Genomic DNA, 11,944 nt, shown 5'->3' with positions numbered 1-11,944 from the left:
GAATTAGGGGTTCCCATGCGTGCATCTTTTCTGGATTGCCCCATTGATATTCTCACGATGGACGAGACGGTCGAACTTGGGCGTCAAGCCATGCGGACACGAAAGCGACTGCAGCACGTCGCACTGAACGTCGCCAAATTCGTCAACATGCGCTCCGATGCGGTGCTCGCCGCGGATGTGACCAGCAGCGACATCGTCGGCATCGACGGCATGGGAATCGTCTGGGCCGCGCGAGCACTTGGGCTTCCGGTCACCTCGCGCGTGGCTGGCGTGGACCTCCTTTGCGAATTGCTGAAGGTCTGTGCGGAGGATGGTTTCAGACCATATTTCTTGGGAGCCACTCCCGCCGTGCTCGATCAGGCCGTTCGTCGCGTCCGCGACAAGCATCCTGCCCTCGTCTTCGCCGGTTGGACGGATGGCTACTTCGATGATCACGAAGAGCGCGAGATTGTCCGAAAGATCCGATCGAGTGGGGCCGACTGCCTTTTTATTGGAATGCCCACGCCGCGCAAAGAGCGATTTCTCGCGGCTCACCGCGACGAACTAGGCGTACCCTACATTATGGGGGTCGGTGGCGCGTTTGATATTCTGGCCGGCGCGGTTCGACGAGCACCGGTTCGCATCCAGCAACTCGGCTTTGAGTGGCTGTATCGGATCTATCAGGAGCCCCGGCGCATGTGGTGGCGTTACGCCAAGACGAATACTCTGTTTGCGGCCATGCTAGCGCAGGCGATGATCATGCGACCGTCCGTACAAGGAGCACTCCCGCCCAGCCGAGTCGGAGGATGAGATGCAGAAGCATTTCCTGATCCTGCTGGGGACCCGGCCGGAGGCGATCAAACTCTTTCCAGTGATCAATCGACTGAAGTCCGAAAAGAGAAAGGACGTCGCGATCACCGTCTGCGCGACGGCTCAGCACCGGCAGTTGCTCGATCAGGTGCTCAAGTTGGCCGAAGTGATACCGGATTTCGATCTGGACATAATGACAAGCAACCAGACTCTCGATCATCTCACGGCCCGGTTATTGGCTCAGATCGGGGACATGCTCGAGAAAGTCAGGCCCACAAGGGTCATCGTTCAGGGCGATACGGCGACTGCGATGACGGGAGCGCTTTCAGCTTACTACCACAGAATTCCAGTCTCGCATGTCGAGGCTGGATTAAGAAGTGGAGATATCTTCGCTCCATGGCCCGAGGAGGTGAACCGAAAAATTGTTGGCTCGATTGCGGACCAACATTTTGCGCCGACCGAGCGGGCCGCGCAGGCCTTGCGATCCGAGAATGTCCCGAAAAACCGTATTCATGTGACAGGCAACACTGTCGTTGATGCGCTGATCCTTGCGAAGGCCAGGGTTGAAGGCGATCCCGCGCTTTCGGCGCGATGGAACGGGATCAGGCAGTGCCACGGAAACCGCCGCATTATCCTGGTAACGTGTCATCGGCGTGAGAATTTCGGAGGCGGTATCCTCAACATCGTAGCTGCTTTGGAGACAATCCTTGCACGGGAGGATGTTGCGGTGGTTCTGCCTGTTCACCCGAATCCAAACGTCAGGGACGTGTTCGTTAGCAGGTTCTCCAATCACCCGCGCGTCGTGCTCATTTCCCCTCAGGAATACACCGACTTTGTCAGTCTGCTATCTCTGTCATATCTCGTCCTAACCGATTCTGGTGGCGTGCAAGAAGAGGCGCCGACATTCGGAAAGCCGGTGCTCGTCATGCGTGACACGACCGAGAGGCCGGAAGGCATTGAGGCAGGAACCGCCCGCCTTGTCGGCGCGAGCCACGAGCGAATTGTGGGCGAAACATTCCGTCTGCTGGATGACGATGAAACTTATGCATCAATGGCGCGCTCTCACAATCCATTCGGGGATGGCCATGCGAGCGAGCGAATCGTGAAGGTTCTACTCGATGCCTGAATTTGCCAAAGTCGCAGTTCTTGGTCTCGGCTATATTGGACTGCCGACCGCTGCGCTGATCGCGAGCCGCGGTTTACGGGTCGTTGGAGTTGATACCAACGAGCGCATCGTGGACACGGTCGGATCCGGTAAGATCCACATTGCTGAGCCCGACTTGGACGGGCTGGTTTCGAAGGTCGTCTCGAGTGGAGCGCTCGCGACCTCCTGCAAGCCCCAGCCGGCCGACGTTTTCATCATCGCGGTGCCGACTCCAATCGACGGAGAAAATCGTCCGGATCTATCAAGCGTGGATGCTGCCATCGAGAGCATCGTCGACCTTCTTACACCTGGTAATCTAGTCATTCTCGAGTCCACCTCTCCGATCGGAACCACTGAAGCAATCGCAAAACGGATTGGTGAACGGAGGCCAGACCTGCACATCGGCACCAACGGCAAGGAGAGCGGTGCGATCTACGTCGCGTATTGTCCGGAGCGCGTGTTGCCGGGACGCATCTTGACCGAGCTTGCCAACAATGACCGCTGCATTGGCGGCATCACCCCGGCGTGCACACGCCGCGCCCAACGCTTCTATAAGATGTTTGTACGTGGTGCTTGCGTCGGCACGACGGCGCGGGCGGCTGAGCTGGTGAAGCTGACGGAAAATGCCTTTCGCGACACCAATATCGCGTTTGCAAACGAGCTCTCGTTGATTTGTGATAGGTTGGAGATCAACGTGTGGGAGGTGATCGACATTGCAAATCGTCACCCGCGAGTGAACGTGCTACGGCCTGGCCCAGGCGTGGGAGGGCACTGCATTGCGGTGGACCCCTGGTTCATAATCGACTCTGCACCCGATCTGGCGCGTATCATGCGGATGAGCCGAGAGGTGAACAAGACCAAGACGCGCACGGTCATCGAGCGTGCGGAGGCGTTGATCGAGGAGCATTCTTACGCCCACATCGCCTGCTGTGGCTTGACCTTCAAAGCCAATGTCGACGACTTGCGCGAGAGCCCGGCGCTGGAAATAGTTTTGCATCTAGCGGAAAAGTATGGTTCGCGCATAAAGGTGGTCGAGCCAAATCTTCGACGGTTGCCACCCGAGCTGGCTGATTGCCGGGTCGGTTTTGTGAGTATCGACGAAGCGCTACGAAGCTGTGAAGTGGCCATCATTCTTGTCGATCACGATGAATTCAGGATGGTCCCGTTAGCTGAACGCCGTCATCTTGACGTCATCGATACGCGCGGCATCTGGCAGGATATGCCGATGAGGGCGTAGTCCTCCGATCTTGATCACCGAGATGGATCCGCTTCATGGCAATGGCTGGTCCCGATAACTTGGTTATCATCGATGAAACCGCCAAGGCTTGCAAAGCGAGGGTCGCGAACACCTCCGACTTGGGATGTTTCAGATGCCTAGTTGCAGACTAAAGGAGAGTGGCGTTGAGTGACCTGAAGGGCAAGCGCATTCTCGTCACGGGCGCTTCCGGCTTCATCGGATCGCATATCGTCGATCTGCTGTGCGAGGAGGGCTGCATCGAGATCGTGGCGCTCGACAACATGCTAACGGGTCGACCGGAGAACCTGCGCAGGGCGCTGACTCGAGGGCCGGTGCGGGTGGTACATGGCGACATGCGTGATATCAAGTTGATGGCCGCGTTGACCAAGTCGACGGACATAGTCTTTCACCAGGCCGCACTACGAAATGCCCGTTGTGCTGCTGAGCCGCGCCTCTTCATGGAGGTAATGGTAAGTGGCACGTTCGAACTGCTTGAGCTTTGTGTGAAGCACGACGTCGAGAAGGTCATAGCGGCCTCTTCAGCTTCCGTGTACGGGCCGGCAGAGGAGCTGCCAACCACGGAACGTGAAGCGCCTTACCGGAACCGTACTCTTCATGGTGCGGGGAAGGCTTTTAGCGAGGGACTGTTGCGCGCCTATAACGAGATGTATGGTCTGGACTACGTGGCGCTCCGATACTTCAACGTCTATGGTAGTCGGATGGGCATTCACGGCCGCTACACTGAAATGCTGATTCGTTGGATGGAGCGAGTTGAAGCGGGATGGCCTCCTATCATCTTTGGCGATGGTCAGCAGACGATGGATTTTGTGCACGTACGTGACGTCGCCCGCGCCAACATACTTGCGGCCAAGGCTCATGTCACGGACGAGGTATTCAATGTGGGGAGCGGCACGGAGACTAGCCTAACGCAACTCGCGGAAGTGCTCGTAGAGATAATGGGGCGTCGCGGACTGGCCCCAGAGTTCGCTCGCGAGCGCTGCCCCAGCCCTGTGCCGCGTTGGTGCGCCTCAACTGGGAAGGCAGAGCGGTTACTGGACTTCCGCGCGTCCATGTCGCTCGAAAAAGGTCTTGCCGAACTGGTGAAATGGTGGCGGCTCGAGCGTGGGCTCGCGGCAGATCGTCAAAGATCCGAGCTGGCCTCGTAACTCCCGCTAACAACCTGCCGCGATTTGCCCAGAGTATCGCTGCGAGTGCTGGCGCTGGTCAGATGGCATCGATCGCACGCACGTGGATCCCCTTGACGGCTCTGCCGGATGGATCATCCATCTTTGTAAACTCCTGCGACCAGCGGAACGCAGCGGGGCTCGAACACGCAATGGAAGGCCCGACAGGTACAGTCAAACAAGCCGTTGGGTTCTTGAAGATGGTGTCAAAGATCATTCTATAGAGATATCCCTCCTTCGAGGTCGGCGTTTGCTTCGGAAAGCGATCGGCTGCCCGGGCCAGCATCTCATCGGAGACTGTTTGCGCCGCCTGTTGCTTCAGGCAATCGATCCAGTTGTACCCGACTCCGTCTGAGAATTGCTCCTTCTGGCGCCACAGGACGTCTTCCGGGAGGAGATCCCGAAACGCCTCCCGCAGTATGTACTTTTCAATTCTTTTGCCCGGACACATCTTGTCGGCGGGGTCTATAGACATTGCGTAATCCAGAAAATCCTTGTCCAGGAACGGTACGCGTGTCTCCACCCCCCACGCTGCCGTTGCCTTGTTCGCGCGACAACAATCATATTTGCTGAGCGCGAATAGCTTGCGCACCGTTTCCTGGTGGAATTCCTCGGCGGTCGGGGCCATGTGAAAATACAGATACCCCCCGAACACTTCATCGGCGCCTTCCCCCGAGAGGACCATCTTGATTCCCATCGATTTTATCTTGCGGGCCATCAGGTACATCGGCGTGGCCGCGCGGATCGATGTGACATCAAAGGTTTCGAGATGGCGGATAACGTCCTTGAGGGCATCGAGGCCCTCCTCGATCGTGAAGATGATCTCGTGATGCACGGTACCAATGTGCGCCGCCACCTTCCGAGCATACTGCATGTCCGGAGCCCCTTCGAGGCCGACCGAGAACGAGTGGAGCCGCGGCCACCATGCCTCCTCGACTTCTCCCGTTTCAATTCTCTTGAAGCGATGCTGCGCGACGATTGCCGCGATCAGCGACGAATCCAAGCCACCTGATATGAGCACGCCATACGGGACATCGCACATCAGCTGCTGTTTGACTGCGGAGTCAAGGGCAGCTCGCAGGGCCGGCAAAGAGACCTTTCGCGCCGGGATCGTGTGTGCCCACTCGGGATCGTACCACTTCACGAACTGTCTATCGCGACTTGTGTAATAGTGGCCTGGCGGGAACTCTTGGATCGTTTCGCATACGTCGTCCAGCGCCTTCATTTCGCTTGCGACGTAGCTCGTCCCGTCGATGCCCCATCCTATATAGAGAGGAACGATGCCCAGATGATCTCGGGCAATGAAAAATTCATTCTGTCTTTCGTCAAACAATGCAAACGCGAAGATGCCACTTAACATTTTGCATACGGCAGGCCCATATTCGTCGTATAGGTACAGAATGATTTCGCAATCTGAATTCGTCGCCCACGGGTGGGCGCGCTTCAGCTCCTGACGCAACGCGAGGTGGTTGTAGATCTCCCCATTCACGGCGAGCACGCGGCGGGCACTTGCATCGATGAGGGGCTGCGCGCCGTGGTCGACGTCGACGATTGAAAGTCGCTCGTGGGCAAGCACCGCGCGATCGTTTACGTAAACTCCACTCCAGTCCGGGCCCCGATGTCGGATGGTCTTGGCCATATCGAGGGCGCGGGCGCGCGCAAATTCCAGCGATTCCTTAAATTCGAAAAGTCCGACAAAGCCGCACACGATGTTTGTCCTATTGCTTGGAAAAAATCGATTGCTCGAAGACCAGATCCGCGGCGTGAAAAAGATTATGCAATGCTAATTCTGAAGTTGATCTAGCCTTCGTTGAAGCGAAGCAGCAAGGAGGCCGACTTTGGGGCCGAGCAAGAGGTCATTGACGGGGTAGTCGCCAACGTGATGCTCGCGCAGGCTTCGGGCAAATCGTCCCCATTGGTGGGATCGGTGCCACTTGTCGCCCGTGACAAATAGGTCGATATGACCGGGATAAGGGCGCGGCGTGTATTTGCGGACCGCCGCTACAGTGGCGCTTTCGACCCGCTCTCTCGCCCTTCGTGCAGCGGGATCCATGAGTGCTTGGGCCCGTTGCCGCTCCAGTCGTTGCCGCAGTCTGCGTAAGAACTCTGCGGGCGCCAGCGCAGTCGCATAGCCGGCAAGGCGAACCCACAGCAGTGAGGTGCGCCCGAACACCGCGGGAAATGGGCTGCCGATGAGCGCGAGGAGGGAGACCTCATGCCCCGCGGCGACGAGTTGTTGTGCAACCTCGAATGCAAGGGTCCCGCCAGCGCAGTGGCCCGCAATTCGATAGGGGCCGTGAGGCTGATACCGGCGTATCTGCTCGATCTCATAGCGTGCCAGCGCTTCGATGGAATGCAAAGGTTCGGTCCCGTCGAGCCCTGGTGGCTGAACGCCGATAACCGGCTGCGCAGCATCCAGGTGGCGTGCCAATGGCAAAAGACAAAAGACATCGCCAGCGTGACCGGATACAGCGAAAATCGGCGCCCTGCTTCCCTCTGGCTTAATCGGAACAATGGAGACAGGTCCGCTCTGCAGCGCCTCCGCCTGGCGCAGCAAGGCGATTATCTCGTCCTTACGGCCCTTCAGCGCTTCGCGCAATGCGAGGTCGAGCGCCCCCACCGGCGCGCTGCACCTGAGCTGGGCATTCTCAATCCACAGCTTCACGTCTCGGGATCGAAGCGTCGACAGCAGTGCGGCAGCATCCATTACAACCAACCTCTCGCGCAGGCGTTGACCCCTAAAGTGCGTCCTCCGCCTCGGCCCTCCAGCCGCTTCTCTCCACTCGAGTCAGCAAGCGGCATTGTTACTTTAAAATTTAATATATGGCAATTAAATCCATGAAAGAAAATACTTGCGAATTATTATATCTGTGTCAGATTAATAATGGCGATGCTTTTTTGGTATTTCCGTTGAGTTCTCGGCGCGAAGTGCATTGGGCGTTTAAATATGAATTTAATGCAGCCATCATTTCGGCCGCGGTTGGCTTCCGGGCGATCGGAGCGCTCCGTGGACATGCTTGCCATCGAAGCAGAATCCGGACTCGCAAAATGGCCTGACCGATCTCGTGGCGATCCGCGGATCCCGACCAAAAGCTGCGCGGAAGAGAAGTGGCGCTGATGAACTGCGAAGCGCCCTGGACCACCGATGATACGCGGGTCTTCAGGAAGACGGCGCGCGAGTTCATTGCAAAGGAGTTTCTCTCGCGCCAGGCCCAGTGGGATGAGCAGGGGCGGCCCGATCGGGAAGCATGGCGCAAGGCAGGCAGGGTCGGCCTGCTGCTCCCAGACGTACCGGAGGAGTACGGCGGGGCTGGTGGGACGTTTGCTCACGAAGCGGTTGTCATTGAGGAGCTCGCCCGGGCAGGAATTCATTCGGGCTTTGGTGTTCAGAGTATCGTCGCGCACTACATTCTTGCTTACGGAAACGAGGAGCAGAAGCGCCGTTGGCTGCCGGGTATGGCCGCCGGCGAGCTGATCGGCGCAATTGGGATGACGGAGCCCAATGCAGGATCTGATGTTCAGGCAATTAAGACAACGGCCCGCAGGGAAGGAGATGAGTACGTCGTCAATGGCTCCAAGACGTTCATCACGAATGGCTCGCAGACAAACCTTCTCTGCCTGGCTGTCCGGACAGGGGGGGCAGCGCCGGGGCCAAGGGCACTCTCTTTGCTCGTGTTGGAAACCAACGATCTGGCAGGTTATCGCGTCGGACGTTCGCTGCACAAGATAGGTCGACATTCTCAGGACACGACTGAGCTGTTCTTCGACGATGTGCGCGTGCCGGCCCGAAATTTGCTCGGTTCGAGTGAGGGTAGGGGATTGTTCCAGATGATGGATCAGCTCTCGTACGAGCGGTTGTCAATCGCAGTGAGCGCGGTCGCTGCCGCGGAGAGCGCGGTGGACCTCACAACGCGCTACGTAAAGGAGCGCAACGCATTCGGCAAGCCGCTCATCGATCTGCAGAACACGAGGTTCAAGCTCGCAGAGTGCAAGACCGACGTGCACATCGGTCGGATCTTCGTGGACAAGTGCATTCAGCAGTTCATCGCGGGCCGGCTCGACTCGATCACCGCGGCGATGGTGAAGTACTGGCTCACCGATTGCCAATGTCGAGTGATCGACGAGTGTGTGCAGTTGCACGGCGGTTACGGCTACATGCAGGAATATCCGATTGCGCGCATGTGGGTCGATAGCCGCATCCAAAAAATCTACGCCGGATCGAATGAGATCATGAAGGAAATCGTAGGGAGCTCTTTATGACGACGCTGAGCGAGGTCCGGGTGCAGGGGGCGACGAAGGCTGCAGGATGGCAATCAGACCATCTCGTCAACAAATGGAACAACACGCGGGCCGAGTTCCCGCAGGTCTGCGCACACGAACTGTTCGAACAGCAAGTCAGTCGTGAACCCGCGGCGATCGCATTGGAGCATGGCCGAGTGCAGATCAGCTATCAGGAGCTGAACGAGCGCGCCAATAAAGTGGCTCATCACTTGCGTCGAAGTGGGGTTGGGCCAGACGTGCTGGTTGGGGTGTGCTTCGACCGCTCTCCGCAAATGGTCGTCGCGCTGCTCGCAGTCTGGAAGGCCGGGGGAGCCTACGTGCCCCTCGATCCGAGTTACCCGCTCGAGCGACTGGCGTTCATGATCGAAGACTCGCGAACGCCCATCCTACTCACCGAGGAGAAGCATCGGCGGCTCTTCGAGGCGGCGGCCACCAGGCTGATCTGCCTTGATTCCGATTGGCCGATGCTGTCCCGAGAGCCGCGCGAGAATCCCTCGCCGATCACGGCTCCAACGAACCTTGCTTACGTGATGTATACCTCCGGCTCGACCGGCAAGCCCAAAGGTGCCATGATCCTTCACCGGGGACTGGTCAATTACCTCTGGTGGGCAATCAAGGCCTACGAGGTCGGGCCCGGGAGTTCGGTGCCCCTTCATAGTTCTATCTCTTTCGACCTTACAGTGACCAGTCTGTACACGCCGCTTCTGGCGGGTGGGTCCGTCGAGCTGCTTTCCGAGGACGTTGCAGCGCAGAGCTTGGTGGCTGCGCTGCTCAGATCGGGGGATCGCGGACTTGTTAAGATCACGCCGGCGCACCTGGAACTGCTGAGCCGTCAGATCGATCGCAGCGAGGCCATGAACTTTTCACGAGCTTTCGTGATCGGAGGTGAAAATCTGCTGGCCGAAACTCTGCAGTTTTGGCGCGATGCTGCGCCTGATACCAGACTGATCAACGAGTACGGCCCGACTGAAACGGTCGTAGGTTGCTGTGTCTATGAGGTGCAACGCGGAGATCCTCGTACGGGATCTGTACCTATCGGGCGACCCATCGCAAATACCCAATTGTACGTCTTGGATGCGAGCTTGGAGCCGGTCCCTCCTGGGGGAACCGGTGAACTATATATCGGCGGTGCAGGTGTAGCGCTCGGGTACCTCAACAGGCCGGAATTGACGGCGGAACGTTTCTTGGCAGATCCGTTCAGCCACGACCCTGAGGCGCGCCTATACAAAACGGGAGACCTCGCCCGCTACCGCAAAGACGGCATGCTTGAATATCTCGGGCGCGTGGACGATCAGGTTAAGATCCGTGGCTATCGAGTAGAGCTTGGCGAGATCGAGGCAGCCCTTGCATCCCATCGCCGTGTTCAGTCATGCACAGTTGTTGCGCGGGAGGACGAGCCGGGAAGAAAAATTTTGGTCGCGTATGTTGTCCCGCACGATTCAAAAACATCAGGTGGTGACGAGCTACGGGCATTTCTGAAGGACACGTTGCCGGACTATATGATTCCTGCCCAGTTTGTATTCCTTGGCTCGCTTCCGCTCACACCAAATGGAAAAGTGGATCGCAAGGCCCTGCCTGTGCCATCGAGAGAAAGCATAGGGGTGGGAAAGGGTGGAGCACCCAGGAGCAGGAGCGAGGAGACGGTCGCGGAGATCTGGAGCGAGCTGCTGAAGGTCGATGGAATTGGTATCCACGATGATTTCTTTGACCTCGGAGCAGATTCGTTGACTGCCACTGCTCTGGTCGCAAAAATTCGCGGGGCCTTTGGCGTCGAACTCAGTCTCGCGAGCCTGTTCGAGAGGCCTACGATCGCGGGAATCGCGGAAATGATCGACGTGCTCGCGCTTGCGGGCGGAGGCCCCGGGGCGCAAGCCGCGTCAGGCCAACGTGAGGAGTTCACGCTATGACGGAAACTGTTGCGCTCCTGTCCGCCCTCCGGCAACGCGATGTGAAACTCTGGATCGAACACGATCAGCTCAAGTGCAGTGCTCCAGCTGGCGCACTTGATGCCGAAATGCGGGCCAGCTTGGCTAACCAAAAGGACCAGCTCTTGGCCCTGTTGCGGCAGTCGAATGGCATCCCGGCTGCGCCAGAAGAACCCGCACCACCGCTCTTGCCGACAATTTCTCGCGAGGTCGGGTTACCCGTGATCCCGGCCAGGGACGAGCAGATATCCGATTTCGTCAGCGCGCTACGGAGTTGCGGATACGACCTCGCGAAATGCGCTGCACGCCTCGGCGTGTTCCCGCGGCTTGGCGTAAATTTTTGGGAGAGGATGAGATCGAACTGGAAGCCTCAGTCGAATGACCCGATCGATAACCTGATTACGCTGTTCATCGACGGCCACCCGGTAAGGGCGGATCTCCTGGCCCGCCAGATTTCAGCCTCGTTCGTAGATACGGCCGTTGAAATGAGGCTGGTTGAAGAACGGGGCCATTTGCTGAGCGCGAACCTATGCCTGTTCCCATGTTTCGGGAAATACATCGTCACCGATCAGGCGGCGAAAAACACGGCCATCAACCAGGTCATGTGGCTTTGGGGGGAGAGTTTCATCTTAGGAGGCTTCGTCGACCGGAAAGTGCGCAGACGCGGCATTGATCTCGGGACCGGTTCGGGGGTGCACGCGATTCTTGCCAGCGATCACTGCTCGCAGGTGGTTGGCGCAGACGTCAGCTCTCGTGCGATTGCTTTCTCCAATTTCAACGCGCAGCTGAACGGGAGCAAAAATATCGATTTTGTTCTGAGCGACCTGCTCGATTCGATCGATGGGTCATGCGACCTCCTGATCGCCAACGTTCCCTATGCCCCCGACACCGCAGCCAGAGCAGGCGACAATTTCTGGAGTGGCGGCATTGATGGCACCGACCTTTTGAGGAGAGTTGTTGAAGCCCTTCCGACAAGATTGGAGAGGGATGGGGTCGCCCACATCAACTCTCTGTTTCCGAATCCTCCGGGAACGCAGATCAAGGATCACTTTGATGCCTGGTTGGGAGGAAAACTCGGCGAGTGGCAGGTGTTGGATCACACGTGGGCAGTACCACGATATCAAGACCTGCTTTCCGACAAGCCGTACGAAGGCGACAAGAGCGCTTGGCGTTTTGGCGTCGTGAGCTTGCGTCGTTCTGGCGGCGGCAATGGCTGGTGGAAGGAACTCGCCGGACGGGGGTGGTTTTTCCGACCCGACGGAAGCTGCGCCGTCGTTGCTGATCACGAACTTCATCAAGAGGCGCCGTAGATCGCCAGGATTGAGCCGGCGCAGGGCGATGCTGAACGGGCCCTGAAGGTTGGTACGATCGGGTCAGCGAAGCT

The 11,944-nt window shown here is 58.1% G+C and carries 9 protein-coding genes; 7 read left to right on the top strand and 2 right to left on the bottom strand.

Annotated elements, in window-relative coordinates:
• Positions 1-15: 15 nt before the first annotated feature.
• From HYH07_RS05920 to HYH07_RS05905, 4 genes are all read left to right on the top strand, one after another.
• Positions 16-789, top strand: coding sequence for a WecB/TagA/CpsF family glycosyltransferase (locus tag HYH07_RS05920; RefSeq protein ID WP_220001603.1), 774 nt, complete (start codon positions 16-18; stop codon positions 787-789).
• 1 nt (position 790) lies between these two features.
• Positions 791-1,915 carry a non-hydrolyzing UDP-N-acetylglucosamine 2-epimerase gene (wecB, locus tag HYH07_RS05915; protein WP_220001602.1) on the top strand — a complete coding sequence of 375 codons (1,125 nt, stop codon included), beginning with the start codon at positions 791-793 and terminating at the stop codon, positions 1,913-1,915.
• A complete protein-coding gene (gene wecC / locus HYH07_RS05910; RefSeq protein WP_220001601.1) occupies positions 1,908-3,170 on the top strand; it encodes a UDP-N-acetyl-D-mannosamine dehydrogenase in 1,263 nt (420 codons plus the stop codon). The genes wecB and wecC overlap by 8 nt, the downstream gene beginning before the upstream one ends.
• A 173-nt stretch (positions 3,171-3,343) precedes the next feature.
• Positions 3,344-4,336 carry an NAD-dependent epimerase/dehydratase family protein gene (locus HYH07_RS05905; protein WP_220001760.1) on the top strand — a complete coding sequence of 331 codons (993 nt, stop codon included), beginning with the start codon at positions 3,344-3,346 and terminating at the stop codon, positions 4,334-4,336.
• Between the two features lie 58 nt (positions 4,337-4,394).
• Here HYH07_RS05905 and asnB read toward each other — a convergent pair whose 3' ends face one another.
• The gene (gene asnB / locus HYH07_RS05900) at positions 4,395-6,062 is read right to left on the bottom strand and encodes an asparagine synthase B (RefSeq protein WP_220001600.1); all 1,668 of its coding nucleotides are present in this window, start codon (positions 6,060-6,062) and stop codon (positions 4,395-4,397) included.
• 75 nt (positions 6,063-6,137) lie between these two features.
• Complete coding sequence (locus HYH07_RS05895) at positions 6,138-7,061, bottom strand: thioesterase domain-containing protein (RefSeq protein WP_220001599.1); 924 nt, start codon at positions 7,059-7,061, stop codon at positions 6,138-6,140.
• Positions 7,062-7,471: 410 nt separating this feature from the next.
• On the opposite strand from HYH07_RS05895, the gene HYH07_RS05890 reads away from it, so the two are divergent.
• Genes HYH07_RS05890 through HYH07_RS05880 form a run of 3 tightly spaced genes read left to right on the top strand, consistent with a single transcriptional unit; the run spans position 7,472 to position 11,870 of the window.
• Positions 7,472-8,614: an acyl-CoA dehydrogenase family protein gene (locus tag HYH07_RS05890; protein WP_220001759.1), complete on the top strand. Its 1,143-nt coding sequence runs from the start codon at positions 7,472-7,474 to the stop codon at positions 8,612-8,614.
• Positions 8,611-10,542 carry an amino acid adenylation domain-containing protein gene (locus HYH07_RS05885; RefSeq protein ID WP_220001598.1) on the top strand — a complete coding sequence of 644 codons (1,932 nt, stop codon included), beginning with the start codon at positions 8,611-8,613 and terminating at the stop codon, positions 10,540-10,542. Before HYH07_RS05890 ends, HYH07_RS05885 begins: the two co-directional genes overlap by 4 nt.
• A complete protein-coding gene (locus HYH07_RS05880; RefSeq protein ID WP_220001597.1) occupies positions 10,539-11,870 on the top strand; it encodes a methyltransferase in 1,332 nt (443 codons plus the stop codon). Before HYH07_RS05885 ends, HYH07_RS05880 begins: the two co-directional genes overlap by 4 nt.
• Positions 11,871-11,944: the final 74 nt, after the last annotated feature.

It is taken from the genome of Bradyrhizobium sp. BR 10261 (assembly GCF_019455395.1).
Lineage (GTDB): Bacteria > Pseudomonadota > Alphaproteobacteria > Rhizobiales > Xanthobacteraceae > Bradyrhizobium > Bradyrhizobium manausense.
The sequence above is the reverse complement of the archived record's forward strand: the minus strand, read 5'-3'. Positions and strand labels throughout refer to the sequence as shown.